The sequence below is a fragment of the Pseudomonas sp. KU43P genome, from assembly GCF_033095865.1.
GTDB lineage: Bacteria > Pseudomonadota > Gammaproteobacteria > Pseudomonadales > Pseudomonadaceae > Aquipseudomonas.
Genome location: NZ_AP019365.1, coordinates 4,508,255 through 4,533,517 on the forward strand (window position 1 = coordinate 4,508,255; position 25,263 = coordinate 4,533,517).

25 protein-coding genes and 1 riboswitch are annotated in these 25,263 nt (G+C 64.6%); of the genes, 5 read left to right on the plus strand and 20 right to left on the minus strand.

From position 1 onward, the window contains the following. Position 1: 1 nt before the first annotated feature. From KU43P_RS20615 to KU43P_RS20670, 12 genes are all read right to left on the minus strand, one after another. Entirely contained in the window at positions 2 to 406 is a 405-nt protein-coding gene (locus KU43P_RS20615; protein ID WP_317659270.1) for a MarR family winged helix-turn-helix transcriptional regulator, read from the minus strand. A gap of 42 nt (positions 407 to 448) precedes the next feature. Then, positions 449 to 1,177, minus strand: a complete 729-nt coding sequence (locus KU43P_RS20620; RefSeq protein WP_317659271.1) for an adenosylcobinamide-GDP ribazoletransferase — start codon at positions 1,175 to 1,177, stop codon at positions 449 to 451. A 1-nt stretch (position 1,178) separates the two neighbouring features. Beyond that, positions 1,179 to 1,745, minus strand: coding sequence for an alpha-ribazole phosphatase family protein (cobC, locus tag KU43P_RS20625; RefSeq protein WP_317659272.1), 567 nt, complete (start codon positions 1,743 to 1,745; stop codon positions 1,179 to 1,181). Continuing rightward, on the minus strand, positions 1,742 to 2,797 hold the full coding sequence (cobT, locus tag KU43P_RS20630; protein ID WP_317659273.1) for a nicotinate-nucleotide--dimethylbenzimidazole phosphoribosyltransferase: 1,056 nt from the start codon (positions 2,795 to 2,797) through the stop codon (positions 1,742 to 1,744). Before cobT ends, cobC begins: the two co-directional genes overlap by 4 nt. Continuing rightward, positions 2,794 to 3,315 carry a bifunctional adenosylcobinamide kinase/adenosylcobinamide-phosphate guanylyltransferase gene (gene cobU, locus KU43P_RS20635; protein ID WP_317659274.1) on the minus strand — a complete coding sequence of 174 codons (522 nt, stop codon included), beginning with the start codon at positions 3,313 to 3,315 and terminating at the stop codon, positions 2,794 to 2,796. The genes cobT and cobU overlap by 4 nt, the downstream gene beginning before the upstream one ends. Before the next feature lies 1 nt (position 3,316). Beyond that, entirely contained in the window at positions 3,317 to 4,771 is a 1,455-nt protein-coding gene (locus tag KU43P_RS20640) for a cobyric acid synthase (protein WP_317659275.1), read from the minus strand. Then, positions 4,768 to 5,760 (minus strand): threonine-phosphate decarboxylase CobD, encoded by a 993-nt coding sequence (gene cobD / locus KU43P_RS20645; protein ID WP_317659276.1) that lies wholly within the window; start codon positions 5,758 to 5,760, stop codon positions 4,768 to 4,770. The genes KU43P_RS20640 and cobD overlap by 4 nt, the downstream gene beginning before the upstream one ends. After that, positions 5,753 to 6,661 carry an adenosylcobinamide-phosphate synthase CbiB gene (gene cbiB, locus KU43P_RS20650; protein WP_317659277.1) on the minus strand — a complete coding sequence of 303 codons (909 nt, stop codon included), beginning with the start codon at positions 6,659 to 6,661 and terminating at the stop codon, positions 5,753 to 5,755. Before cbiB ends, cobD begins: the two co-directional genes overlap by 8 nt. Further along, positions 6,658 to 7,308: a 5,6-dimethylbenzimidazole synthase gene (bluB, locus tag KU43P_RS20655; protein ID WP_317659278.1), complete on the minus strand. Its 651-nt coding sequence runs from the start codon at positions 7,306 to 7,308 to the stop codon at positions 6,658 to 6,660. The genes cbiB and bluB overlap by 4 nt, the downstream gene beginning before the upstream one ends. Then, positions 7,305 to 8,600 (minus strand): cobyrinate a,c-diamide synthase, encoded by a 1,296-nt coding sequence (locus KU43P_RS20660; RefSeq protein ID WP_317659279.1) that lies wholly within the window; start codon positions 8,598 to 8,600, stop codon positions 7,305 to 7,307. Before KU43P_RS20660 ends, bluB begins: the two co-directional genes overlap by 4 nt. Beyond that, on the minus strand, positions 8,597 to 9,208 hold the full coding sequence (gene cobO / locus KU43P_RS20665; protein WP_008092160.1) for a cob(I)yrinic acid a,c-diamide adenosyltransferase: 612 nt from the start codon (positions 9,206 to 9,208) through the stop codon (positions 8,597 to 8,599). The genes KU43P_RS20660 and cobO overlap by 4 nt, the downstream gene beginning before the upstream one ends. Positions 9,209 to 9,326: 118 nt before the next feature. Next, a riboswitch (cobalamin riboswitch) is annotated at positions 9,327 to 9,548 on the minus strand. Positions 9,549 to 9,733: 185 nt separating this feature from the next. Continuing rightward, complete coding sequence (locus KU43P_RS20670; RefSeq protein ID WP_317659280.1) at positions 9,734 to 12,280, minus strand: dermonecrotic toxin domain-containing protein; 2,547 nt, start codon at positions 12,278 to 12,280, stop codon at positions 9,734 to 9,736. A 148-nt stretch (positions 12,281 to 12,428) separates the two neighbouring features. Between KU43P_RS20670 and KU43P_RS20675 the strand changes: the two genes are divergently transcribed. Further along, a complete protein-coding gene (locus tag KU43P_RS20675; RefSeq protein WP_317659281.1) occupies positions 12,429 to 13,745 on the plus strand; it encodes a PQQ-dependent sugar dehydrogenase in 1,317 nt (438 codons plus the stop codon). 31 nt (positions 13,746 to 13,776) lie between these two features. On the opposite strand, the gene KU43P_RS20680 is transcribed toward KU43P_RS20675, so the two are convergent. The 5 genes from KU43P_RS20680 to KU43P_RS20700 form a co-directional block, all read right to left on the minus strand. After that, a complete protein-coding gene (locus KU43P_RS20680) occupies positions 13,777 to 14,310 on the minus strand; it encodes a C40 family peptidase (protein WP_317659282.1) in 534 nt (177 codons plus the stop codon). A gap of 135 nt (positions 14,311 to 14,445) precedes the next feature. Then, positions 14,446 to 15,081, minus strand: coding sequence for a C40 family peptidase (locus KU43P_RS20685; RefSeq protein ID WP_317659283.1), 636 nt, complete (start codon positions 15,079 to 15,081; stop codon positions 14,446 to 14,448). Between the two features lie 127 nt (positions 15,082 to 15,208). Beyond that, a complete protein-coding gene (gene hda / locus KU43P_RS20690) occupies positions 15,209 to 15,916 on the minus strand; it encodes a DnaA regulatory inactivator Hda (protein ID WP_008092169.1) in 708 nt (235 codons plus the stop codon). 152 nt (positions 15,917 to 16,068) lie between these two features. Further along, entirely contained in the window at positions 16,069 to 17,142 is a 1,074-nt protein-coding gene (locus tag KU43P_RS20695; RefSeq protein ID WP_317659284.1) for an AI-2E family transporter, read from the minus strand. 12 nt (positions 17,143 to 17,154) lie between these two features. After that, complete coding sequence (locus KU43P_RS20700; RefSeq protein ID WP_317659285.1) at positions 17,155 to 18,222, minus strand: DUF2066 domain-containing protein; 1,068 nt, start codon at positions 18,220 to 18,222, stop codon at positions 17,155 to 17,157. 403 nt (positions 18,223 to 18,625) lie between these two features. Here KU43P_RS20700 and purM point away from each other — a divergent pair, with 403 nt between their 5' ends. The 4 genes from purM (at position 18,626) to KU43P_RS20720 (ending at position 21,415) form a co-directional block, all read left to right on the plus strand. Then, a complete protein-coding gene (gene purM, locus KU43P_RS20705) occupies positions 18,626 to 19,684 on the plus strand; it encodes a phosphoribosylformylglycinamidine cyclo-ligase (RefSeq protein ID WP_317659286.1) in 1,059 nt (352 codons plus the stop codon). Then, on the plus strand, positions 19,684 to 20,337 hold the full coding sequence (gene purN, locus KU43P_RS20710) for a phosphoribosylglycinamide formyltransferase (RefSeq protein WP_317659287.1): 654 nt from the start codon (positions 19,684 to 19,686) through the stop codon (positions 20,335 to 20,337). The genes purM and purN overlap by 1 nt, the downstream gene beginning before the upstream one ends. Before the next feature lie 8 nt (positions 20,338 to 20,345). Continuing rightward, positions 20,346 to 21,056, plus strand: a complete 711-nt coding sequence (locus KU43P_RS20715; RefSeq protein ID WP_317659288.1) for a DUF3108 domain-containing protein — start codon at positions 20,346 to 20,348, stop codon at positions 21,054 to 21,056. A gap of 176 nt (positions 21,057 to 21,232) precedes the next feature. Further along, positions 21,233 to 21,415 carry a hypothetical protein gene (locus tag KU43P_RS20720; protein ID WP_317659289.1) on the plus strand — a complete coding sequence of 61 codons (183 nt, stop codon included), beginning with the start codon at positions 21,233 to 21,235 and terminating at the stop codon, positions 21,413 to 21,415. Between the two features lie 46 nt (positions 21,416 to 21,461). Here KU43P_RS20720 and KU43P_RS20725 read toward each other — a convergent pair whose 3' ends face one another. From KU43P_RS20725 to relA, 3 genes are all read right to left on the minus strand, one after another. Then, a complete protein-coding gene (locus KU43P_RS20725) occupies positions 21,462 to 22,001 on the minus strand; it encodes a DUF2058 domain-containing protein (RefSeq protein WP_317659290.1) in 540 nt (179 codons plus the stop codon). Between the two features lie 26 nt (positions 22,002 to 22,027). Continuing rightward, positions 22,028 to 22,861, minus strand: coding sequence for a nucleoside triphosphate pyrophosphohydrolase (gene mazG, locus KU43P_RS20730; protein WP_317659291.1), 834 nt, complete (start codon positions 22,859 to 22,861; stop codon positions 22,028 to 22,030). A gap of 145 nt (positions 22,862 to 23,006) precedes the next feature. Continuing rightward, a complete protein-coding gene (gene relA, locus KU43P_RS20735) occupies positions 23,007 to 25,247 on the minus strand; it encodes a GTP diphosphokinase (RefSeq protein WP_176515703.1) in 2,241 nt (746 codons plus the stop codon). Positions 25,248 to 25,263: the final 16 nt, after the last annotated feature.

A 25,263-nucleotide genomic window follows, 5' to 3' on the forward strand; every position in this document is an offset into this window, starting at 1 on the left:
ATCAGGCCAACCGCTCCAGCAAGCGCACCAGTTCATCACGTTGCCCTTCGCCCAATTGCTCCACCAGCGTCTGTTGCGCATGCTCCCACGCCGGATGGGCAAGCCGAAGGCGCGCCTCCCCTGCTCCGGTCAACAGGACCACGCGGTTGCGCTGGTCGTCACCGTCGGCCAAGGCCACCAGGCCATCAGCCTCCAGCACCCGCAAATTACGGCCCAGGGTGCTGCGCTCCAGGCCCATGGCTTCAGCCAGGGTGGTAATGCTGGGTCGATCGAGCCGCTGCAGATGGCGCAGCAAGGAAAACTGGGCGACATTGATGCCGAAGCCGGCAAGGGCCTCGTCGTAATGCCGGCTCACCCCGCGGGCGGCACGACGCAGATGGGTACAGATGCATTCACTGGTCAACATGGATACGTGTATATACCCGCAATGTGGATGTTGCAAGAAGTTTCAGATCGCGAGCCCCAGCAGTACCGTCAGTTCCAGCAACTCCAGCAACGCTCCAGCCGTGTCGCCGGTGGTACCGCCCAGGCGCTGGCACATCAGCCGTCGCAACCCGCAGAACGCGCCAAGCGCCGCCAGCATTGCCCAGCCTGCGCCCCAACCACCCAGCATCAGGCACCCCGCCAGGCTGGCCAGCAGCACCCAAGCCGCGGCTTGCCGTGGGAGGTGCTCGGACAAGGCTTGCCCCAGGCCACCCTTGCGCACGTAGGGGGTGCTCAGGAACAACCCAAGCATCGCCGCTCGCCCCACCACCGGCGCCAGCACCAGCCATGCACCTGCGCCACGCTCGACCAGTGCCCACAAGGCGCAGAACTTCAGCAACAACACCAACACCAAGGTCACCACAGCAATCGGCCCGCTGCGCGGGTCTTTCATGATCTGCAGCGTGCGCTCGCGGTCGCCGAACCCGCCCAGCCAGGCATCGGCGCTGTCTGCCAGGCCGTCCAGGTGCAAGGCGCCACTGAGCAGGACCCACAGCGACAGCAGCAAGGCTGCGTGCAAAGGCGCCGGTGTGCCCTGCAGCAGATTGCTGGCGAGCCACAACAGTAAGCCGAACAGCAACCCCACCAAGGGGTAAAAGAGCAACGAGCACCCCATCTCCCGAGGCGCGGGCATGCCCGGCAAACGTACCGGCAGGCTGCTCAGGAACTGCAAGGCGATCCAGAAGGGCAACATCTCAGCGCACCTCCTGCAGCAGCTCGCCGCTTAAATCCAATTGCACCAACGCGCCATGGCCCACTTCGACCTGGAGCAACTGCTCCCTGGGCAAACCACGGGCCCGTGCCAGCAGCAGACGCATGACGCCGCCATGGGTGACCAGCAACACTCGCTTGCCTGCATGTTGCACGCGCAAGCGCTCGATGCCGGCCAGGACGCGTTCGGCAAAGGTACTGACGGGCTCGCCAGCAGGCGGCGTATAGGCATAAGGGTCAGCCCAGAAGCGCCCGAGCTCGTCTGCCTGGGTTTCCATGATCTGCAGGGCACTGCGCCCTTCCCACTCGCCGAAATGCAGCTCCTGCAAGTCAGCTTCACGCTGCACCGGCAGGCCAAGGTGCGCCCCCAGTTCGTCGGCAAACCGCGCGCAGCGCTGCAATGGCGAGCTGACCAGCACCTGCCAAGGCCCGCCAGCGAACACGGCTTCGCGCATCTGCGCCCAGCCTTTTTCGGTCAGGGCGTCGTCGAGGCTGCCACGCAGGCCACCGCCGTGCTCGGTTTCACCGTGGCGCAGCAGGTCCAGGATCATGCCGGGCGGTCCGCCACCGCCGCTTCAGCGAAGGTCGCCATCTGCCCGTGCAGGGCACAAGCCAGCCGCAGCAACGGCACGGCCAGCGCCGCCCCGCTACCCTCACCCAGGCGCAGGCCCAGTGCCAACAGCGGTTCGGCGTCAAGGGCAGCCAGCAAGGCATTGTGGCCAGGCTCTGCGCCCTGATGGGCGAACAGCAGCCAGTCACGGCATTGCGGGTTGAGGCGCACGGCTACCAGCGCAGCGACAGTGCAGATGAAGCCGTCCACCAGCACAGCGATGCCCTGCTGTGCACAGGCCAGGTAGGCACCCGCCAATGCCGCGATCTCGAACCCACCCACGCAAGCCAGTGCCTGTTCGGGCTGGTCGGCACGCAGGCCGTGCAGCACCAGAGCACGCTCGATCACCTCAGCCTTGTGCCGTACTCCCGCCGCGTCCAGGCCAGTGCCAGGGCCACTGAGGTCGCGGGCCGGGCAGCCCAGCAAGGTGCTGGCCAGGGCTGCGGCAGCCGTGGTGTTGCCAATGCCCATCTCGCCACCGATAAACAGTTGCGCACCGCGTTGCGCTGCACGCAATACGCTGTCTCGGCCCGCTTGCAGAGCCGCCTGCAGCTGCTCACCGGTCATCGCTGGCTGGCGGGCGAAGTTGGCCGTGCCGGCGCCCAGGCGCAAGTGGCGCACGCCTGCCAATTGCAAATGCGGGTCGACAGTACCGAGGTCGACCACTTCGAGGCTGGCTTGCAGCTGACGCGCCAGCACGCTGATCGCCGCACCGCCACTCACAAAGTTGCGCAGCATCTGCCCGGTCACCGACTGCGGGTAGGCCGAGATGCCCTCCTCGACCACCCCATGGTCACCGGCAAAAATGGTGATGGCGACCTGGTCCAAGGCCGGCCGTTCACACCCTTGCAGCCCGGCCAGTGTCACCGCCAGGCTCTCGAGCTGACCGAGCGAACCGGCGGGTTTGGTCAGCTGCTGCTGACGGGCGCGGGCCTGGTCCATGGCGGCGTTGTCGAGCGGTTGGCAGGCGTCACGCCACCAGGGTTGGTTCATAGTGCAGGTCCTTTGAGCATGAGAGGCAGGCCAGCGACGGTCAGGACCACGCGCTGGCAACGTTCGGCCACGGCCTGGTGCAGCCAGCCGGCCAGGTCGACGTAACGGCGGGTAAGTTCGCCCATGGGCACCACGCCCAGGCCGGTTTCGTTGCTGACCAGGATGACCGTGCCGGGCAACTGCGCCAGGCAGTCCAGCAGCGCATCGCGCTCTTCGGCCAGGCGCTGCGCGTCTTCGAGCATCAGCAGGTTGGTCAGCCACAGGGTCAGGCAATCCACCAGCAGGCAGCGGCCTTCGGCGGCTTCGGCGCGCAGCACGGCGGCCAGCGCCAGGGGCTCTTCGATCAGCCCCCAGTCGGCCGGCCGGCGTTGCCGGTGCAGGCGCACGCGATCGCTCATTTCACCGTCCAGGGGCTGGCTGGTGGCGACGTAGGTGACCGGCAGGCCGCTGTCGCTGGCCAGTTTTTCGGCCAGACGGCTCTTGCCCGAACGAGCGCCGCCGAGAATCAGGTTGAGCATGTCAGGCGACTCCACACAGTCGGCGCAGGAGGTCGGTATCCAGGTGTTGCTCCACCAGATCGGCCAGGCGTTCGATGTCTCGCTCGCGCAGGGCTTCGTAATCGACGGCCTGCACGTCTTCCAGGCCTGCCCAGCGCAGCAGCGCGGCGCATGATTGGCTGCCTTCGAACAGGCCGTGCAGGTAGGTGGCGAGGATCTGGCCATCAGCGCTGATCGCGCCGTCGGCGCGGCCGTCGGCAAGTTGCACGGCAGGATGCTCCAGTGCGGCGCCAGTGGTGACGCCGGCATGAATTTCATAGCCGGCCACGGGCGAACGCTCCAGGCTCAGGGTGCCGGTGACATTGCGCAGTTGCTTGTCGGCTTCGAGCACCGTGGCGTAATCGAGCAGCCCCAGCCCCGGGCTGGAGCCGGCCGGACCTTCCAGGCCGAGCGGGTCGTGCACGTCGCGGCCAAGCATCTGCAGCCCCCCGCAGATGCCGATCAGTTTGCCGCCGTAGCGCAGGTGCCGGGCAATGGCCGTGTCCCAACCACGCTCGCGCAGTTGCGCCAGATCGCCGCGCACGCTCTTGGAACCGGGCAGGATGATCAGGTCGGCCGGCGGAATCGGCTGGCCGGGGCCGATGAACTGCAGGTCCACCTGCGGGTGCAGGCGCAGGGGGTCGAAATCGGTGTGGTTGCTGATACGTGGCAGCACGGGGACGATCACCTTGAGCACGCGTGCATGTTTGCTGCCTTGGCGCACGTCGATGCCGTCTTCGGCCTCCAGATGCAGGTCGGTGACATAGGGCAACACACCGAGCACCGGTTTGCCGGTGCGCGCCTCCAGCCAGTCCAGGCCGGGCTGCAACAGGGCGATGTCGCCGCGAAAGCGATTGATGACGAAGCCCTTGACCCGCGCCTGCTCGCTCGGCGACAGCAGCTCCAGGGTGCCGACCAGGTGAGCGAACACGCCACCACGGTTGATATCGGCAACCAGGATCACCGGGCAGTCGACCGCCTCGGCAAAGCCCATGTTGGCGATATCGCCTGCGCGCAGGTTGATCTCGGCCGGCGAGCCCGCCCCTTCGACCATCACCACTGGGTAGGCAGCACACAGCCGCTGGTGCGAGGCCAGCACCGCCTGCATGGCGATCACCTTGTAGTCGTGATAAGCCACCGCATTCATGCTGGTGACCGCGCGGCCATGGATGATCACCTGGGCACCAGTGTCACTGTTGGGTTTGAGCAGCACCGGGTTCATGTCGGTATGGGGCGCCAGCCGGCAAGCCTGGGCCTGCACCGCCTGGGCCCGGCCGATTTCACCCCCGTCGGCGGTCACCGCGCTGTTGAGCGCCATGTTCTGAGGTTTGAACGGCACCACGCCGATACGCTGGCGCAGCAGCCAGCGGCACAGGGCGGTGACCAGCGTGCTCTTGCCGGCATCGGAGGTGGTGCCTTGCACCATGAGGGTGGTCATGCCGTTTCCTTGTGATAAGCAGCCAGAGCGTCAGCCAGGCGCTGTTCGCCTGCTTCGCAGGCAGGCAGGCCCAGGCGCACGGCAGCAGGCTGCTCGAACAGGCGGACCAGGATGCCGCGACGGGCGAGAAAGTCGTGCAGGTGCGCAGCCTGTTCGCTACGCACGTACTGGAACAGGTCGCAACCGCCGCTGAGCGCCAGGCCGTTGTCGACCAACAGCGAGGCCAAGCGTTGGCTGGCCTGGGCGCAGCGGGCGATCTGCGCCCGATGGGCGGGCTCATCGGCGAAGCACGCCTGGGCCACAGCCCGCGCAGGGCCACTGACAGTCCACGGCCCGAGCCTGTCGGCCAGGCGCTGCAACAGCGGCAGCTCCGCTGCCACGCAGCCCAGCCGCACACCGGCCAGGCCAAAGAACTTGCCGAACGAGCGCAGCACGATCAGGCCGGGGCGATCGGCGCAGTCGACCACGCTGTGTTCGGGGGTGTTGTCCACGAACGCTTCGTCGACCAACAGCCAGCCGCCCCGTGCAGCCAGGCGAGCATGCCAGTGCAGCAGCTGCTCGCGGGATATGCGCAGGCCCGTGGGATTGTTGGGGTTGACCAGAACCAGTACGTCGAGGCTGTCGAGGGCGGCCTCCACGTCGGTGTCCTGCAGTTCGATCAGGCTGTGTCCTGCGCGTCGCCAGGCTTGCGGATGCTCGGCATAGCACGGAGACAGCACGCCGACCCGCCCGCTCGGGCGCAAGTGCGGCAAGGCCTGAATCGCCGCCTGGGAGCCGGCCACCGCCAGCACCTGGTGGGCGCCGTAATAACGGCATGCCGCAGCTTCCAGGCCGTCGTCCGTTTCTGGCAACCGCGCCCAGGCGTCGACGGGAATTGCAGGGATCTGGAAGGGCCAGGGCGCGATGCCACTGGACAGGTCGAGCCAGTCTTCACGGGCAATGCCGTATTGCCGTATCGCCCGCAGCAGGCGGCCACCGTGTTCAAGCATTGAGGTACGCTCCTAGGCAAATCAGCAGCAGCCAAAGCCACACGCCGCGCTGCACCAGGCTCCAGCCGCGCTCGATGGCATCGGCATCGGCCATCGGGCCTTCGCCCAGGCGCGGCCGCTCGTGCAGCTCGCCGTGGTACACCGCCGGGCCACCGAGTTCGACCGCCAGCGCACCGGCGCCTGCTGCCATGACCGGGCCGGCATTGGGGCTGTCCCACAAGGGCGCCTGTTTGCGCCAGCAGGCCAGCGCCAGGCGGGTCTTGCCGAGCAGTGCATAGGTCAGGGCCACCAGCCTGGCAGGCATATAGTTGAGCACATCATCGATGCGTGCCGCGCACCAGCCAAAGCGCTCGAAACGCTCGTTGCGGTAACCCCACATGGCATCCAGCGTATTGCTCAGGCGATACAGCACCACGCCAGGCGCGCCGGCGACAATGAACCAGAACAAAGCGGCGAACACCGCATCGCTGCCGTTCTCCAGCACCGATTCCGTGGCCGCCCTGGCCACGGCAGGCTCATCCAGCTCACGGGTTTCGCGGCTGACCAGGTAGCCGACTCGCCGCCGAGCTTCTTCCAGGTCGCCCTGACGCAAGGCGGTGGCCACTGGCAGCACGTGTTCGCCGAGGCTGCGCAGGCCCAGCGCGCAATACAGCGCCAGCACGTCCACCAGCCAGCCGATATAGGGCAGCCAGGACAGGATCAAGGCCACCAGGGTCAAGGGCACCACGGCCAGGAACCAGGCGCTCACGCCATGGCTGCGCCAGCCGCGGCCGCCGGCATTCAACCGCCGCTCCAGGCTCGATGCCAGGTTACCGAAAGCCACCAGCGGGTGGCGCCGTTGCGGCTCGCCCAGCAAGGCATCCAGGGCCACTCCGGCTGCGGTCAGCAAAGCCACGCTCATGGGCGATCCCCCCATTGGTTTTCGTACAGCATTTCACTCAGGGGTCGCTCTTCGGCCCAGTGTTCCAACGCCAGCATGGGCGCTGGGTAGAACGCGGTCACCGGCCCCAGGCACAGCACCGCCACCGGCTTGGCCCCGGCAGGCATGCCGAGCAGTTCGGCCAGCGCCAGGGGGTCGAACAGCGATACCCAGCCCATGCCCAACCCTTCGGCCCGCGCTGCCAGCCACAGGTTCTGGATGGCGCAGGCGAGTGAAGCGAGGTCCATCTCGGGCAGGGTGCGGCGGCCGAAAATGTGCGGCTCGCGGTTGTCCATCAAAGCCGCCACCAGCACTTCGGCGCAGTCGTTAATGCCTTCGACTTTGAGTTTCATGAAGTCGTCGGAGCGCTCGCCGAGGGCTTGGGCCGTGCGCGCCCGCTCCTGCTCGACCAGCGCCTGGATGCGCTGGCGCAGGTCACGCTGGGTGATTCGGATGAAGCGCCAGGGCTGCATCAGGCCGACACTGGGCGCCTGGTGTGCAGCGGCGAGCAAGCGGCCCAGCAACTCGGGGGCTACCGTGCCGCCGGCGAAGTGGCGCATGTCGCGGCGCTCGCCGATCGCCCTGTAGATCGCGGCGCGCTCGGCGGCGCTGAAAGCGTGTTCGCTCATGGTTGCAGCAGCGCCGCCGTCGCATCGGGGTTGGAAGGGAAATAGAAGTGCACATAGGACGCCGTCAGCCGACCCAGGCGATACACCGCCTCGTTGCCACGCCCACCGTTGGGGCTCAGGCCACGGGCGATCGGCTCCAGTTCGGTGCTGGTCAAGGAGTGATGGTAGGTGTGGCCACGCAGGGTCCCTTCCGGCAACTCCACCGCTTGCAGGGCGAGGGCCGCCAGGCGCTTCTGCATGGTCGCCTCCCCTTTCAGCAAGCCAAGCAGTTCGGCGCGTTCGCCGGCCACATCGGTCAACCCATCGAGCAGGTAAAGCATGCCGCCACATTCGGCGAGCAAGGGTTTGCCGGCGTCATGGTGGGCACGAATCGCCTCGCACATCGGCAGGTTGGCGGCCAGCGCATGGTGGTGCAGCTCCGGGTAACCGCCAGGCAGATACAGGCTGTCCACCTGCGGCAGTGCCCGATCATGAATGGGCGAGAAGAACTCAAGCTGCGCGCCGAGCTTGCGCAGCAGGTCGAGGTTGGCGCCATAGGTGAAGGCGAACGCTTCGTCTCGCGCCACGCCGATGCGCACACCGGCCAGCGATACAGCGCCGGCTTGCGGCTCGGGTTCGGCAAAGCTCACCGGCGGTGGCAAGGCCGCGTCGCAACTGGCGCCCAAGGCATCGGCCGCAGCGTCCAGGCGCGCATCCAGGTCATTCAGCTCGCTGGCCTGCACCAGGCCCAGATGGCGGCTGGGCAACTCGATGCCGCGCTCGCGGGACAGGCCGCCATACCAGCGCAGGCCCTCGGTCAGGCTGCCTTCCAGCAGTTGCGCATGACGCAAGCTGCCAACACGATTGGCCAGCACGCCGGCGAACGGCAGGTCAGCCTGGTAGCGCGCCAGGCCCAGGGCCAGGGCGCCAAAGGTCTGGGCCATGGCCGTGCCATCGATTACCGCCAGCACAGGAACGCCGAAGTGGCGTGCCAGGTCGGCGCTCGAGGGCGTACCGTCGAACAGGCCCATCACCCCTTCGATGAGGATCAGGTCGGCCTCGCCTGCCGCTTCCCACAGCAGGCGCCGGCTTTCCTGCGCGCCGATCATCCACAGGTCAAGCTGATACACCGGCGCACCGCTGGCCCGCTCGAGGATCATGGGGTCGAGAAAGTCAGGCCCGCACTTGAACACCCGCACCTTGCGCCCGAGGTTGCGGTGCAGCCGCGCGAGGGCTGCGGTGACGGTGGTCTTGCCCTGGCCGGAGGCTGGCGCCGCGATCAATACGGCCGGGCATTGGCGGGGCTGGCTCACAGTTCCACGCCTTTCTGAGCGCGGATACCGGCCTGGAAGGCATGCTTGAGCATGCCCATCTCGGTGACGGTATCGGCCAGCTCGATCATCTCGGGCTTGGCCGCGCGGCCTGTGACGATCACATGCTGCATCGGCGGCCGAGCCTGGATGTCACCTAGCACCTGATCGAGATCCAGGTAGCCATGCTTGAGGGCGATGTTCAGTTCATCGAGCACCACGAACTGCACCGACGGGTCCTGCAGCAACTGGCGCGAGACGGCCCAGGCCGCTTCGGCGGCAGCGATGTCGCGCTGGCGGTCCTGGGTTTCCCAAGTGAAGCCCTCGCCCATCACGTGGTAGCGCACCTGCTCGGGGAAACGCCGGAAGAACAGCTCCTCGCCGGTGCTGTTGCGGCCCTTGATGAACTGCACCACGCCGCACTGCATGCCATGGCCCAGGGCGCGGGCGAGCATACCGAAAGCCGAGCTGCTCTTGCCCTTGCCATTGCCGGTCAGTACCAGCAGCAGGCCGCATTCGTTGGGGGAGTTGGCAATGCGCTCGTCGATGATCGCCTTCTTGCGCTGCATGCGCGCCAGGTGGCGTTCGTCGCGGTCGGTGGGTTCGCTCATGGGGTTCTCCGCAGGCTGACGCCACGCGAGCGGCGGCGACAGGTCGATAGGCGGGCAGACGGAGAACGCGCAGGGGCCATGGCCGGACGCCACGGTGCACCGCGCATCACCCTCCGTGATGCCGTTGGCAGTATCAGGCCGGTCTCCGGGCTTGTGAGCGGGCCTTGGCCCAGGCCTGCGCGCCTTCCCGGATGCTGGCATCCAGTGGCCCTGCGCGGCCTTCTACTCACCTACCGTTGCGGGGGCAGCGCCGGATTCGCGCCTTGCTGGCGCCCACCGGCTTCCCAGTTTCACCCTGCCCAGACTGGGCTGGCAGGGCACCTGAAACACGCCGCGAAGGTTAGAGGGTTGCACCGGGAGCGTCAATCGACGCGGGGCGAATTGGCGTTGCGCCCACTCACCCCGCGCGCTTACGGCACGCTATTCGGGAAAGAAGCGCTCGACCAGTGCCGGCGTCCTGGAGCGTGCGCGGTAGTGTTCGCCGTAGACCTGCTCCAGCTTGTCGATACTCGCTCTCGCATCAGTTCAAGGGAAAAAACGCGCTACCAGCTTCTCGCTCTGCACACGCGCCAGGTATTGCGCCCGGTCGAACAGCTCACCGGTACGCAGGTCATAGACGGGGCCGGTTGCAGGTTTGCTGGTCTGGCTGAGCGACACATGGACAAAACGGAAGTCGTCACCCTCGACCTGCACGAGCTTGTCGATGCGAAAGTAATGCCCGGGCTGGAACAGCGTCTCGGCTTCATCGGATGTCACCGACAACGGCGCGATAGGCGTGCCACCCATGTAGCTCCCGGCCGGCAGCTCGAACACCACCGAGGTGTCATCGAACACGCCCTCCCGGCCGAGGGCCGATGCCTGGTCCTTGTTTGCCGCGAACTCCCGGATGATGTAGGGGTTCTCGGTGAAAGATGACATGTCCGTGTTGACCAGCACGTCGCCAACCTTCAGCGTCTGATTGCGAAAGTGCGCGCCGCTGGTGCCGCGCCCGCCGTAGCCGCCACGGTAGAGCGCCACCTCATTGCCCTCCGGCAGCTCGTCGAGCGTATCGGCCAGCAATAGCAGATAGTCGTCGTCATCCATGAAACCGATAACGCGCTCGCCCCGGCGCAGCAGTGAATTGGCCTGGGTCCCCTCCTCGGTGTAGAGCCTGACGACATGGCATTTGTAATCACCTTCGTGCCGGTAGATATAGGCCCGTTTGCCGTCTTCATCGACATACTCGAATGAGTTCTCGTCCAGGAGAGCTTCTTGCTCATCCGGCAGAACAGGAAATTCCGCACCGTCCAGCAGCGCGCATTGTCGTTCCAGTGCATGGTTGGACAATGACTGTTTGCGTACCGGATCGGTGTTCATGTATTCGTCCCAGAACGGCGAACGCTCGGTGCTCATCACCGCACCGGGCTCGGGTGGAGTGCCACCTTTGAGCCCAAGAGGCTCGAGCAACTCCCAGTCGCCACCAGCCCCCAGCCGAACCGGGCGCAGCGGGGCGAAGGCGAACGGGTTATCGGGCGGCACGATCAGCCAGCAGGAAAGTTCGGTGCTGTAGCGCACCCGGTAGGGCATGCCTTGGAGGTCAATCCAACAGGCGCCTTGGGTGTCGACCCTGATTCCCTGGAGCGCTCCACTGCCCGGCTGCATGGCATCGAGCACCACATTGGCCTGGACCGGCTGCAATTCCGGCATCGCCTCGGTGGAGGCCTGCCACTGCTGCAGCGGCGCCTCAAGCTCATGGAACGGTGTGCGGTAGGCCAATAGCGCGAAGCTCGATTGGAAGGCCAGATCCACCATGTTCAGCGCAGCGAAGAGCGAATCCAGCATGGCTTCGCGCAGAGCTGCCTTGCGCCGCCCGGCACTGGTCGCCCGCACCGCCTCGTCGATATCCAGGCCGACCCGCGCCAGGCTAGCCCCCAGCACCAGCAGCGACACAGGCCAGCCGAGCGGTATCATGGGGCTGAACACTTTGAGGAACGCACCCAGGTAACCTTTGAACATGGCCTTGCGTAGATCGGCGTTGTCCACCAGTGTCGCGGCATCCTGCTGCATCTGGCGCTTCGAGATGTCCGCGAAATGCTCGAACACGTCTCCACGGACGGAGTATCGCAGAGGTTTCAGCAATGCCAGGGCAGCATGGCCGTTGGCGCTTTGGGCCACCTGGTGCAACAGGGTGCGCATTTGCTCCTGTTCGCTTGATTCCGCCGTGGCGGCTGTAACGTAGGGCGCAAGGCCTTGCGGGTGTTGCAGATCATCGCGCAGCCATTGCCCCAACGCTTCGACCGAACTGAATCCACGCATAGCATCGTCAGCCCATGGCCTGTAGAGCACGGCACGGCCATCGCTGGCGCCTAGCACATACATAAATGCGGCTTGCTGCTCTCGCCACGCCAGCCGTCTCACTCTTAGCGTATTGGCACCACTCCCTTGGCGCAGCAGGTCAAGCGTCGGCAAGCACTCAGGCGCTCGAAGTTCGGCGCACACCATGGTCCGCAGCCCTGTTGCATCGGCCTGGGTGATATACCCGGCCTGCAGGGCTTTGGCACACTGGCCCAGCCAGTTGACCTTGGCGACCACACGAAAATCATCGCCGCGAGCTTCCCAGAAGGCATTGACCTTGCTGCGGTAGACCGCGGAAAAATCCAATGCCCAGAAGTCCTGCTGCACATCGCGAGCAAGCATGGGCACTTCGTTGTGCTCGTCATAGAAGGCCGCCTTCGGCCCCTGTCGATAGAAGCCCCCGTAAACATCCAGCTCGTCGCTGGCGACCTGAAAACCCAGGTCGAAACGGCTCAGCATCAGTTCGGGCAAGCGCATCGACTTGCCTGGCGGCCCGCTGTGCTGCCAGCCATTGAAACTACGGTTGCTGCTAGCGCCCCCATTGAACTGATGCCACCAGACCTGCTGCGGGTCCCAATGCCGCCGAGTATGTTTGAACAGAATCTGGCGGGCCTGGTCGAGCGCCAAGGTGTACGGGTCCGGGTACGCGTCCAGTACCTGATCCACCAGCTGGGCAAGCGGGCGTCCGGCCTTGAGCATTTGTAGCGTGCGCTGCATGAGCAGGTTGTAGTCGTTCATGATCGTTCCTGGGTGTTTTGAGGAACGGCCATGATCGCGATGCCAACGGCTGCCAGGTGGTACAGGGATATGCCTGGGTTCTGGCCTGAACCTCCTTCGTGGATTGGGTTCACAATACTCAAGGACCATTGCCGGAGGCCTGCGCACTATGAACCGCAAAGGGGTTGTCCTACCGTGGGTATTGGGCGCCTGCCTTGCAGGTTGTGGCGACACCGCCCACCTGGAGGTCATCGATGGCACAGGCCCTGCCCCGCAGTTGCCGCCACCCGCCAGCTCACTGATCCCCACCGTGAACATCGCCCCTGCCACAGGCTGGGCGCAAGGCGGTAAACCCATCGCCGCCAAAGGCACTCAGGTAATGCCCTTTGCCACAGGCCTGGATCACCCGCGCTGGCTCTATGTGCTGCCCAATGGCGATGTCCTGGTGGCCGAAACCAACGCCCCGCCCAAGCCGGAGGATGGCAAGGGCATCCGTGGCTGGGCCATGGGCATGGCGATGAAGCGTGCAGGTGCCGCCGTGCCCAGCCCCAATCGCATCACCCTGCTGCGCGATGCCGACCACGACGGTGTTGCGGAAATACGCAGCACCTTCATCGAGGGCCTCAATTCGCCGTTCGGCATGGTGCTGGTGGGCAAGGACTTCTATGTCGCCGATACCGACCAGTTGCTGCGCTTTCACTACGAATCAGGCGCGATGCAGATTCGCGAACAGGGCCATAAGGTCGTCGATTTGCCAGGGGGGCCACTCAATCACCACTGGACCAAGAACGTGATCGCCAACCCCGCCGGCAACAAGCTGTACGTCACCGTGGGGTCGAACAGCAATGTGGGTGAAAACGGCATGGACCAGGAGCAGGGCCGCGCAGCGATCTGGGAAGTGGACCCGGCCAGCGGCCAGCACCGGATCTATGCCTCAGGGCTGCGCAACCCCAACGGTTTGGCCTGGGAACCCCACAGCGGCGCGTTGTGGACGGCCGTCAACGAGCGCGACGAGATCGGCAGCGACCTGGTCCCCGACTACATCACCTCGGTCAGGGACGGTGGTTTCTATGGCTGGCCCTATAGCTACTACGGGCAGCACGTGGACGAACGCGTAACACCTCAGAACCCGCAGAAAGTCGCTCAGGCGCTGGTGCCAGACTATGCAGTTGGCCCGCACACCGCGTCGCTGGGGTTGATGTTCACCGAGCAAGGCGCTCTGCCAGCGCCCTTCCAGCATGGTGCGATCATAGGCCAGCACGGTTCGTGGAACCGCAAGCCGCACAGTGGCTACAAGGTGATCTTCGTGCCATTCGATGACAGCGGCAAGCCAACGGGCAAACCCGTGGACTTGCTCACCGGTTTTCTCGATGAGCAAGGCAACGCCAAGGGGCGCCCGGTGGGCGTAGCCAGCGATCAGCACGGCGCCGTGCTGGTGGCCGATGATGTGGGGAATGTGGTGTGGCGAGTGAGCAAGGCGCGGTAGCGGCCCGCCGCGCCTTCAGTCTGCCCAGCGGTCAGGGGTTCTGAGCCAGGTGTTCAGGCGGCAGTACACGCTTGGCTTGCAAGTAGGCCTTGGCCCAGTAGCTGTTGGACAGGTAGTCCAGGCGTACCGTGCCGCCAGCCGACGGCGCATGCACGAAACGCCCCTCGCCCACGTAGATGCCGGCATGGCTGACCTGCGAGCCACCGCTGGTGGCGAAGAACACCAGGTCACCGGATTGCAGCGCATTGACGGCCACGGTCGGTGCGCGCATGACGATCATCTCGCGGGTAGAGCGCGGCAGGCTGATGCCGGCGGCATCACGGTAGACGTAACCGATCAGGCCACTGCAATCGAAACCTGAATCCGGGGTATTACCGCCCCAGCGATAAGGCGTGCCTACCAGGCCGATCGCGCGGATCAGGACATCGTCGGCAACCGGCGAAGCCGTGGTCGAGGCGTAGGAGGTTTGTGGCTGAACCACAGGGGCCGGTGCGGGCGCACGGCTGGAACAGGCGGCCAGCAATGCCACCAGAGAAAAGAATGCGAAACGCGCCATTATCGCCATGGCCAGAACATCCTGTCTGAGACCGTACGGCCGCAGCCGAAAGAGTTGAGAATTTAGATTAGACGCTTTCTGTAAACGCGCACGGCGGCGAGCTTTTCAAGCATCGCCGCCGTGGCAGGATATAGCATTTTGATATCAGTTGCGCGCGATATTGCTGGTCGGCGCCATGGCCAAGGCACGCTTGGCTTCGATGAAGGTCTTGCTCCAGTAGCGGTCACCGAGGCTGTCGATGCGCACGCCACCGCTGCGGCGGCTGCTGGAATGAATGAACTGGTTGTCACCCAGGTAGATGCCAGCATGGCTGACACGGCCACGACCGTTGGTGCTGAAGAACAGCAGGTCACCTGGCTTGAGCTTGTTGCGGGCTACCTTGGGCGCGTCGACGTTGATCATTTCGCGGGTCGAACGCGGCAGGTTCATACCGGCCTCTTCGCGGAACAGGTAGCCGATGAAACCACTGCAATCAAAGCCAGCCTCGGTGGTGCCGCCAAAGCGGTAGCGGGTGCCGATCAACGACATGCCGCGCTCGAGGATACTGTCGGCCAGAACCGGCAGTTGGTATGGCTTGCTGCTGGAGAAGGCCTCCAGGTCATCTTCGGTAGCCTGCTCTTCTTCACCGAACACCGACGAAGGGGAAGCCTTGGCCTTGATCGCCATCTGGCTGGCGACTGGGGTGTGATCCTGGGGCTGGGAAACCGGGCCTTGGGCCGCGCAGCCAATCAACAGGGTCACGAGTGCGAGTGGCACGAGGGGTGCGAAGCGCTTGAGCATGGGCACGACCGTGTCTGTAATCCTTTAGAAGGGGGAAACTATGCCTTCTATCGGGACCATTTGCAAATTTTATCGAAAAAGATGTGACTTTTTCGTTTTGCCACTCAAAGCCCAGTAAACACGGGGCTTACCAGCCGAGCGTTTCCTTCAGGAACGGGATCGTCAGCTTGCGTTGTGCTTGCAAGGAAGCCTGATCAAGGCGCTCGAGCAGGTCGAACAGCGCGCTCATGCTGCGGGTGCCGCGGGTGAGGATGAAATGGCCGACCTCATCGGTCAGGTGCAGGCCACGGCGCGAGGCACGCAGCTGCAGGGCGCGCAGCTTGTCTTCATCGGACAGCCCACGCATCTGGAATACCAGCGCCAGGGTCAGGCGCGACTTGAGGTCAGGCAGCTTGATCGGCAGTTCACGCGGCGAGGCTGAGGCCGCCAGCAACAGGCGCCGGCCGCTGTCGCGCAGGCGGTTGAACAGGTGGAACATGGCTTCCTCCCAGTCCGCCTTGCCGGCGATTACGTGCAGGTCGTCGATGCACACCAGTTCGTACTGCGCCAAGTAGTCGAGCAGTTCCACGCCACGGTCGAGCAGTTGTGCCAGCGGCAGGTACACGGCGGGTTCGCCGCGCTGCTGGAACCGGTGGGTGGCGGCCTGCAACAGGTGGCTGCGGCCGACCCCCTGCTTGCCCCACAGGTAGATGAGGCTTTCGGTCCAGCCGGCGTCGGCTTCGCAAAGCCGCTCGACATAGCCCAATGCCGCGGCATTGGCGCCCGGGTAGTAGTTGATGAAGGTGGCGTCATCGCGCAGACGCACACCCAAGGGCAACTGGATCGGTGGTTTCATGCTGGCGGGCGGTCGGGAGGACCACAGGGGGCCTTAAATGAACGGTGTGCAAAGTCTATACCCGCAATGCGGGTGGGCACAATCGCGCAGGCACATAGCACAAGCAAAATCAACGAGTTGCGCTGCATGAGGCTGCTCTGCAGCCCCCGCTGTCACAACTCAGGGTCGATATCCCCGGCATACATGTCCGACTCTTTGTACAGGTCATGCACATGCCGCAGCAGCACCATGATCACCGCCGCCACCGGCAACGCCAGCAACACGCCGGTAAACCCGAACAGCTCACCGCCGGCGAGGATGGCGAAGATCACCGCCACCGGATGCAGGCCGATTCGGTCGCCCACCAGCAGCGGCGTCAGCACCATGCCTTCCAGCGCCTGCCCGACCATGAACACTGCAACGATGCCCAGCATCGGGTACAGATCGCCGCCAAACTGAAACAGCCCGGCGACCAGCGCCGCGCCGATACCGATGATGAAGCCCATGTATGGCACGATGGCGGCCAGGCCGGCGAGCATGCCGATCAGCAACCCAAGTTCCAGCCCCACCAGCATCAGGCCGGCGGAATAGATAACCCCCAGGGCCAGCATCACCATCAATTGACCACGCACGAACGCTCCCAGTACTTCGTGACATTCGCCAGCCAGGCCCACCACCTGCGACTCACGCTGTCGCGGCAGCAGGCTGCGCAGCTTGGCCATCATCACATCCCAGTCGCGCAGCAGGTAGAAGCCCACCACCGGGATCAGCACCAGGTTGGCCAGCCAGGCCATCAGCGCCAGGCTCGATGCGGTGGCCTGGGACAGTACGACGCCGACGATGTCGGTGGTCTGACCCATGTGCTCGCCGATGGCGGCCTTGATCTTGTCGAATTTCCAGAAGCCGTCAGCCAGGCCCAGACGATGCTGCACCCACGGCAGCGCCACATGCTGCAGCCAGTCGAGCATCTGCGGCGCCAGTTCATAGAGGCGCAGCAACTGCTTGGCCAACATGGGCACCAGCACCAGCAGCAAGGCCAGCAAGATGAGGGTGAAGAGGCTGAACACCACCACCACGCCCCAGGTGCGTGAAAGCCCCAGACGCTCAAGGCGGTCGACCAGTGGGTCGGCCAGGTAGGCCAGCAGGATGCCTATGAGAAACGGCGAAAGAATGTTGTGCAGGCTGTAGAGGAGCACGGCAATCAGCAGGGCCGCGCCCAACCAGATCCAACGACGGCTATCGAGCATGTTCGTCACTCCTTACCAGCGGAAGCTCAAGCCGTCGAACGGCTTGGCTACGGGCGGGGTGGCGGCGGGCTGGCCCGTCGATGGGGCAGTACCGGGGGCCGGAGTCGCCGCCGTGGTGGGTGCCTGCTCGGCCGGTACTTCCTGCAGCTTGGCCAGGCCGAGCTGGGCGCGCAGTTGTTCGCGATCGGCAGTGACGTCATAGGTCAGGGTCTTGCCATCGGCCAATTTCAGGCGCGGGCCGTAGGGTTCAAGTACGCGGCCGAGTTCGGCATAACGCTGCAGGTTCATGCCCTGCACCTGCAGCTGCAACTGACTGCTGGCGCCTGGGCGGGTCACGTAGCGCGGCGCCAAGCGGGTGCTCACGGCCAGCATGACGGCGTCGGCCAGAGCGGCCTGGTCGGCGCCTTCGGCATTACCCTGCTCGTGTTGCTTGCCCAGCCAAAGCTGCCACTTGCCTTGCCACTTGCCGTCGGCTTCCTGGGCGTGCACCGCCAACAGGGCGTCGGCACCGTATCGCTCGGCGGCCTCGCGCAGCGGCGCGGGGTCGCTGCCTTCCAGTTGCTTGGCGTTGGCCACCAATTGCTCCTGCAGGTCGGCCAATGGCAACCGCAGCGGCAGGCCACGGTGCTGGGCGGCGCGGCGCAGGGGTTGGGCGCTGGCCTGGCCATCACCGACCAGGTTGCTGCCTTCGGCATTGTCGTTGAGCCACCAGCCGAGAATCGACGGCCGGTTGCTGCCCCACAACGCCAGGCCGGCCTTGCGCAAGGCTCGCTCAGTGCTGCCCGGGTCGAACTCGACCATGACCGATTCCGGCGGGCCGGCGTCGGTACCGACCTGGTTGATGATTTGTCGCGGGTCTTTGCGCAGCTCGGCCAGCGCCGGGCTCTGCGCCGCCTTGGGGTCGCCGGTCAAGCGCAACACCAGGGTATCAAGCGCCTTGGCGGTGGCGGCGGTACGGGCTTCGGCGCCCTGCCCTTCGACGGCTTCACGCACCTGGTAGAGGCCGGAAACGTTTTCGGCTTGGGCGGCGAAGCTGGCAAGGGCAAGACAACCCGCTGCCAGATAGTTGAGAAGTCGCATGCAGGATTCCTGTCCAGATAACACGGAGCAACGTGAGCGTAGCGCAGGGTGGGACCATTGCTGAAGGCAAAGTGCTCCCTTTACCTTATATAGGCTGCTTGCGCGATCTGTGTGGGAGCCGGCTTGCCGGCGATGGGGCCGGTACAGGCACAACACTGTCGCCCTGGGCAGCCTGTTCGGGCCCTATCGCCGGCAAGCCGGCTCCCACAGGCCGCTCGGCTTTGCCATGATTTTCACCTTTTCCTGCCCTGCCCGTCGGCCTGAGGATGGCCGCTGCCCGGCAACCCTGATAAAATCGCGCGCCTTCACAGACCTCTGACGTTTCAGGCAGCCGCCGCTTCCCAGCCGGCCTTGGCCGTCACGGTCGTTTTTACGAATCCCTCCCTCTTAAAGGCCTGGATCAATGAGCAAGCAACCCTCCCTGAGCTACAAGGACGCCGGTGTAGACATCGACGCCGGCGAAGCACTGGTCGAACGCATCAAGGGCGTGGCAAAACGCACCGCACGCCCTGAAGTCATGGGTGGCCTGGGCGGCTTCGGCGCCCTCTGCGAGATCCCGGCCGGCTACAAACAGCCAGTGCTGGTCTCCGGCACCGACGGCGTCGGCACCAAGCTGCGCCTGGCGCTGAACCTGAACAAGCACGACAGCATCGGCCAGGACCTGGTCGCCATGTGCGTCAACGACCTGGTGGTCTGCGGCGCCGAACCGCTGTTCTTCCTCGACTACTACGCCACCGGCAAGCTGAACGTCGACGTTGCTGCCACCGTGGTCACCGGCATCGGCGCCGGCTGTGAACTGGCTGGCTGCTCCCTGGTCGGCGGCGAAACCGCCGAAATGCCTGGCATGTACGAAGGCGAAGACTACGACCTGGCCGGCTTCTGCGTCGGCGTGGTGGAAAAGGCCGAAATCATCGACGGCTCCAAGGTTGCCACCGGCGACGCGCTGATCGCTCTGCCGTCCTCCGGCCCGCACTCCAACGGCTACTCGCTGATCCGCAAGATCCTCGAAGTATCCGGCACCGACATCGAGAATACCCAGCTCGGCGGCAAGCCGCTGGCCGACCTGCTGATGGCGCCGACCCGCATCTACGTCAAGCCACTGCTGCAACTGATCAAGCAGACCGGCGCGGTCAAGGCCATGGCCCACATCACCGGTGGCGGCCTGCTGGACAACATCCCGCGCGTACTGCCGGACAATGCCCAGGCCGTGATCGACGTGGCCAGCTGGCAGCGCCCGGCGGTATTCGACTTCCTGCAGGAAAAAGGCAACGTCGATGAGCACGAAATGCACCGCGTGCTGAACTGCGGCGTCGGCATGGTCATCTGCGTAGCCCAGGACCAGGTAGAAGCCGCCCTCAACGTCTTGCGCGCCGAAGGCGAACAACCGTGGGTCATCGGCCGCATCGAACAGGCCGCCGAAGGCGCTGCTCAGGTCGAGCTGCAGAACCTCAAGGCACACTGATGCCGAGCTCGCCCTGCAATGTCGTGGTACTGCTGTCGGGTTCCGGCAGCAACCTGCAAGCCCTGATCGACAGTTGCCATGGTGACGCCAGCCCAGTACGCATCGCCGCGGTGATTTCCAACCGCGCCGATGCCTACGGCCTGCAACGGGCTGCCGAGGCCGGCATCGCCACTGCAGTGCTGGACCACACAGGCTTCGACGGCCGGGAAGCCTTCGACACCGCGCTGATGGCGCGCATCGACGGCTTCGATCCCGACCTTGTGGTACTGGCCGGCTTCATGCGTATCCTCAGTGGCGGTTTCGTGCGCCACTACCAAGGCCGCCTGCTCAACATCCACCCGTCGCTGCTGCCCAAGTACAAAGGGCTGCATACCCATCGACGGGCGCTGGAAGCGGGCGACGCCGAGCATGGCTGCAGCGTACACTTCGTCACCGAGGAACTCGATGGCGGGCCTCTGGTCGTACAGGCTGTGGTACCGGTAGTGTCAGGCGATAACGCCGAAAGCCTGGCGCAGCGGGTACACCATCAGGAACACCAGATCTACCCGCTGGCGGTGCACTGGTTTGCCGAGGGGCGCTTGCGCCTGGGTGAACAGGGTGCGTTACTGGATGGCCAGCCCTTGCCGGCCAGTGGTCATTTGATCCGACCCTAGGAGAATTTATGCGTCGTGCCCTGCTTTTGGCTCTCGCCGTGCTCGCCCTGCCCCTCCAGGCAGCCGACCTGAAGCCGTTCTCGGCCAGCTACACCGCCGACTGGAAGCAACTGCCCATGAGTGGTACTGCCGAACGCAGCCTGGTAAAAAATGCCAATGGCACGTGGGACCTTAACTTCAAGGCTTCCATGATGATTGCCAGCCTCACCGAGCAAAGCAACCTGCGCCTGGACAACGACACCCTGCTGCCGCAGAAGTACCACTTCGAGCGCGGTGGCCTGGGCAAGGCCAAGAAGGTCGACCTGACCTTCGACTGGAATGCCAAGAAAGTGACCGGCAGCGACCGTGGCGACGCGATCAGCCTGCCGCTCAACCGTGGCGTGCTGGACAAATCGTCCTACCAGCTGGCCCTGCAACATGACGTGGCCGCCGGCAAGAAAAGCATGACCTACCAGGTGGTCGACGGTGACGAGATCGACACCTACGACTTCCGCGTGCTGGGCACCGAGAAAGTCACCACCAAGACCGGCCAGGTCGATGCCGTGAAGGTCGAGCGCGTGCGCGACCCGAGCCAGAGCAAACGCATCACCGAGCTGTGGTTCGCCAAGGACTGGGACTACCTGCTGGTGCAATTGCGCCAGGTCGAGACCGATGGCAAGGAATACGTGATCGTGCTGCAGGATGGCACGGTCGATGGCAAGACGGTGAAGGGTAACTGAGCCGCATCTGCCTGCTTCATCTGAAACCCCGCCTTGTGCGGGGTTTCTTTTTAATGGGCCCCGGCTCTACATGAAACTTGTTTCATCGCTGTTTTATTTACTTAGCCTGCTAACAAACTCTATAAAAGGGGTGTGCGACACAGTGTCGCAACCAACCCTAGCAGTGGAGTTTACCGATGACTGTTCAAGTAACCGAACGTGACGAATCGAAAATGTCCCACGAAGGCCTGGCCGCTGGCGTGCGGATCTGGGATGTGCATCAGCAGGGCCTGCTGGTCGGCATGTTCCACAATGAACACGAAGCTCACCAGTACCGCGTAGAGCTCGAAGAGCTGGAATCCCAGCGCGCCACGCAATGACCCGTCTTCCATGAAAAAGCCCCGCCTAGGCGGGGCTTTCCAGTACTTACCACATCAGATCGTCCGGGATCTTGTAGGCCGCATACGGATCGTCCTCATCCGCTTCCTCGACGTGGGTATTGAGCAGCAGGATACGGCTGGGGTCGCGCTCCTGGATCTTTACCGCCGCTTCGCGCGGGATCACCTCGTAACCGCCGCCATGAGCGACGATCGCCAGCGCACCGTTGCTCAGCTTGCTGCGCATCAAGGCGTTGACGGCGATGCGCTTGACCTTCTTGTCATCGACGAAGTTGTAGTAGTCCTCGGTGTTCAGCTTGGGCAGGCGGGTCGCCTCGATCAACTGCTTGACCTGCGCGGCACGGGCTTTCTGCTCGGCCTTTTCCTGCTGCTGGCGGTTCAGCTCCTGGTCACGCTTGGCCTTCTCGGCCATGGCTTCCTTGGCCAAGCGTTGCTGGCTGTCGTCGACTTCGACCTGGCCTTTGTGCTCCAGGCGTTTCTGTTTCTTCTCGGCCTTGTTGGCCTGGGAGACCTGTTTCTGGTTGACCAGACCGGCCTTGAGCAATTGATCGCGAAGGGAAAGACTCATGGATGTTCACTCACTTATGCAGCCGCTCAGCCGCAGCTGGGCAGGTTCTTTTCCTGACGTTTGGCTTCCCCCCAGAGGGCGTCCAGTTCGTCAAGGTTACATTCTTCAATGGGCCGACCGCTGTCGCGCAATGCCTGTTCGATGAAGCGGAAACGCCGCTCGAACTTGCGGTTGGCGCGGCGCAGGGCGTTTTCCGGGTCCTGCTTGAGGTGGCGAGCCAGGTTCACAGCAGCGAACAGCAGGTCGCCGACTTCATCCTCGAGGGCTTGCGCATCGCCGTCGGCCATGGCCTGCAGTACTTCGTCGAGTTCCTCGCGGACCTTGTCGAGCACCGGCAGTGCCTCGGGCCAGTCGAAACCCACGGTAGCCGCACGCTTCTGCAGTTTGGCTGCCCGCGACAAGGCCGGCAAGGTTGCAGGCACATCATCGAGCAGCGACAGCTGATCTGGCCCGCTCTTTTCGGCACGCTCCTCGGCCTTGATCTCTTCCCAGCGCGACTTGACCTCAGCCTCGCTCAGGCTGGGGGTATCCAGTGGCGCGTACAGCTCACCGGTGGGGAATACGTGCGGGTGGCGGCGGATGAGCTTGCGGGTGATGGCATCGACCACGCCATCGAACTCGAACCGCCCCTCCTCCCGCGCCAACTGGCTGTAGTAGACCACCTGGAACAGCAGATCGCCGAGCTCGCCCTGCAGGTGCTCGAAATCACCGCGCTCGATGGTGTCGGCGACTTCGTAGGCTTCCTCGAGGGTGTGCGGGACGATGCTGGCGTAGTTCTGCTTGAGATCCCATGGGCAACCGTATTGCGGGTCGCGCAGGCGGGCCATGAGGTGCAGCAGGTCTTCGAGGGTGTAGGTCATTGGCATTTGTTCCTAGGCGGTGGCTTTGCCCCCGATCGCCGGCAAGCCGGCTCCCACGGGGACTTCACTGTGCATGAGTCCAGTGCAGTACCTGTGGGAGCCGGCTTGCCGGCGATGGGCCGCCCAGCGGCCCCAGTGCAGATGTTCAAGGGGTACGATTACGCCGCGTCTCGATGATGTTCGGCAACTGCGAGATCCTGCCCAGCAGGCGCCCCAGCGCATCCAGGCCTGGAATCTCGATGGTCAGCGACATCAGCGCGGTGTTGTCTTCCTTGTTCGAGCGGGTGTTCACCGCCAGCACGTTGATCTTCTCGTTGAGCAGCACCTGCGACACGTCACGCAGCAAGCCTGGGCGGTCGTAGGCACGGATGACGATATCGACCGGGTAGGTCTGCACCGGTATCGGCCCCCAGCTCACCTGGATCATCCGCTCCGGCTCGCGCCCCGCCAGCTGCAGCACCGAGGCGCAGTCCTGGCGATGAATGCTCACGCCACGGCCCTGGGTGATGTAGCCGACGATGGCATCGCCCGGCAGCGGCTGGCAGCAACCGGCCATCTGCGTCAGCAGGTTGCCCACCCCCTGGATCTGGATATCGCCACGCTTGCCGGTACGCGGACCGGTCGGCTTGCGCGGCACCAGCTCGATCTGCTCGATGCGCTCGGGTTCGAGCAACTGCTGGGCGGCGTTGACCAAGTGCGCCAGGCGCAGATCGCCGGCACCGAGCGAGGCGAACATGTCCTCGGCGGTCTTGACGTTGGTCTTCTCGGCCAGTCGCTCGAAGTCCACCTGGGGCAGGCCCAGGCGGCTGAGCTCGCGCTCGAGCAAGGTCTTGCCGGCGGCGACGTTCTGGTCGCGAGCCTGCAGCTTGAACCAGTGGACAATCTTGGCCCGCGCCCGCGAGGTGGTGACGTAGCCGAGGTTGGAGTTCAGCCAGTCGCGGCTCGGGTTGCCGTGCTTGCTGGTGATGATCTCCACCTGCTCGCCGGTCTGCAGGCTGTAGTTGAGCGGTACGATGCGCCCGTTGATCTTGGCGCCACGGCAGTTGTGGCCGATCTCCGTGTGCACGCGGTAAGCGAAGTCCAGCGGCGTGGCGCCCTTGGGCAGGTCGATGGCGTGGCCGTCCGGGGTGAACACATAGACCCGGTCAGGTTCGATATCAACCCGCAGTTGCTCGGCCAGGCCACCGATGTCGCCCAGTTCTTCGTGCCATTCGAGCACCTGGCGCAGCCAGGAGATCTTCTCTTCGTAGTGGTTGGAGCTGGGCTTGACGTCGGTGCCCTTGTAGCGCCAGTGGGCGCAGACGCCGAGCTCGGCTTCCTCGTGCATGCCGTGGGTTCGGATCTGCACTTCCAGCACCTTGCCCTCGGGGCCGATCACCGCCGTGTGCAGCGAGCGGTAGCCGTTTTCCTTGGGGTTGGCGATGTAGTCGTCGAATTCCTTGGGGATGTGCCGCCACAGGGTGTGGACGATACCCAGCGCGGTGTAGCAATCGCGTACTTCGGGCACCAGCACGCGTACCGCACGCACGTCGTAGATCTGGCTGAATTCCAGGCCCTTGCGCTGCATCTTGCGCCAGATCGAATAGATATGTTTGGCCCGGCCGCTGATGTCGGCGTTGACGCCGGTGGCCAGCAGTTCGTTCTGCAGCTGGTTCATCACGTCGCTGATGAACCGCTCACGGTCCAGCCGGCGCTCGTGCAGCAGCTTGGCGATCTGCTTGTACTGATCGGGCTCGAGGTAGCGGAAGGACAGATCCTCCAGCTCCCACTTGATATGGCCGATGCCCAGGCGGTGAGCCAACGGTGCGTAGATGTCGAACACTTCACGTGCCACGCGCAGGCGCTTTTCGTCATCGGCGGACTTCACCGCACGGATCGCGCAGGTGCGCTCGGCCAGCTTGATCAGTGCCACGCGCACGTCGTCGACCATGGCCACGAGCATCTTGCGCAGGTTCTCGACCTGCGCCTGGGAACCGAGCACCAGCGACTGGCGCGGGCTGAGGCTGGCGCTGATGGCGGCCATGCGCAGCACGCCGTCGATCAACTTGGACACCACCGGGCCGAAACGCTGGCCGACCTCGGCCAGGGTCACCTTGCCCTCACGCACCGAACGATAGATGACCGCCGCCACCAGAGAGTCCTGGTCGAGCTTGAGGTCGGCGAGGATTTCGGCGATTTCCAGGCCAGCCTGGAAACTGGAGGTACCGTCGGCCCATGAATGCTTGGCGGGGTTGCCCTTTTTCTCGATCTCCTGGGCGAACTCGCAGGCCTCCTTGAGTGCCACGCGATCCAATGCCGAATCGACGCTCACCACATGATCCAGCCATGCTTCGAGATTGATACTGCCGTCGGTGTTGACCGGCTGGTGCACTCTCACCTGTACCATCTTTGTTTTACCTTTC

Coding starts and splice junctions, on each gene's coding strand:
- KU43P_RS20685 (WP_317659283.1), bottom strand. CDS start 15,081: ATGCTCAAGCGCTTCGCACCCCTCGTGCCACTCGCACTCGTGACCCTG.
- bluB (WP_317659278.1), bottom strand. CDS start 7,308: ATGAGCGAACACGCTTTCAGCGCCGCCGAGCGCGCCGCGATCTACAGG.
- hda (WP_008092169.1), bottom strand. CDS start 15,916: ATGAAACCACCGATCCAGTTGCCCTTGGGTGTGCGTCTGCGCGATGAC.
- KU43P_RS20695 (WP_317659284.1), bottom strand. CDS start 17,142: ATGCTCGATAGCCGTCGTTGGATCTGGTTGGGCGCGGCCCTGCTGATT.
- KU43P_RS20640 (WP_317659275.1), bottom strand. CDS start 4,771: ATGACCACCCTCATGGTGCAAGGCACCACCTCCGATGCCGGCAAGAGC.
- KU43P_RS20675 (WP_317659281.1), top strand. CDS start 12,429: ATGAACCGCAAAGGGGTTGTCCTACCGTGGGTATTGGGCGCCTGCCTT.
- cobD (WP_317659276.1), bottom strand. CDS start 5,760: ATGCTTGAACACGGTGGCCGCCTGCTGCGGGCGATACGGCAATACGGC.
- purM (WP_317659286.1), top strand. CDS start 18,626: ATGAGCAAGCAACCCTCCCTGAGCTACAAGGACGCCGGTGTAGACATC.
- KU43P_RS20670 (WP_317659280.1), bottom strand. CDS start 12,280: ATGAACGACTACAACCTGCTCATGCAGCGCACGCTACAAATGCTCAAG.
- KU43P_RS20720 (WP_317659289.1), top strand. CDS start 21,233: ATGACTGTTCAAGTAACCGAACGTGACGAATCGAAAATGTCCCACGAA.
- KU43P_RS20615 (WP_317659270.1), bottom strand. CDS start 406: ATGTTGACCAGTGAATGCATCTGTACCCATCTGCGTCGTGCCGCCCGC.
- KU43P_RS20620 (WP_317659271.1), bottom strand. CDS start 1,177: ATGTTGCCCTTCTGGATCGCCTTGCAGTTCCTGAGCAGCCTGCCGGTA.
- KU43P_RS20715 (WP_317659288.1), top strand. CDS start 20,346: ATGCGTCGTGCCCTGCTTTTGGCTCTCGCCGTGCTCGCCCTGCCCCTC.
- KU43P_RS20680 (WP_317659282.1), bottom strand. CDS start 14,310: ATGGCGATAATGGCGCGTTTCGCATTCTTTTCTCTGGTGGCATTGCTG.
- cobC (WP_317659272.1), bottom strand. CDS start 1,745: ATGATCCTGGACCTGCTGCGCCACGGTGAAACCGAGCACGGCGGTGGC.
- cobU (WP_317659274.1), bottom strand. CDS start 3,315: ATGCTCAACCTGATTCTCGGCGGCGCTCGTTCGGGCAAGAGCCGTCTG.
- mazG (WP_317659291.1), bottom strand. CDS start 22,861: ATGACCTACACCCTCGAAGACCTGCTGCACCTCATGGCCCGCCTGCGC.
- cbiB (WP_317659277.1), bottom strand. CDS start 6,661: ATGAGCGTGGCTTTGCTGACCGCAGCCGGAGTGGCCCTGGATGCCTTG.
- KU43P_RS20700 (WP_317659285.1), bottom strand. CDS start 18,222: ATGCGACTTCTCAACTATCTGGCAGCGGGTTGTCTTGCCCTTGCCAGC.
- relA (WP_176515703.1), bottom strand. CDS start 25,247: ATGGTACAGGTGAGAGTGCACCAGCCGGTCAACACCGACGGCAGTATC.
- cobO (WP_008092160.1), bottom strand. CDS start 9,208: ATGAGCGAACCCACCGACCGCGACGAACGCCACCTGGCGCGCATGCAG.
- KU43P_RS20725 (WP_317659290.1), bottom strand. CDS start 22,001: ATGAGTCTTTCCCTTCGCGATCAATTGCTCAAGGCCGGTCTGGTCAAC.
- cobT (WP_317659273.1), bottom strand. CDS start 2,797: ATGAACCAACCCTGGTGGCGTGACGCCTGCCAACCGCTCGACAACGCC.
- purN (WP_317659287.1), top strand. CDS start 19,684: ATGCCGAGCTCGCCCTGCAATGTCGTGGTACTGCTGTCGGGTTCCGGC.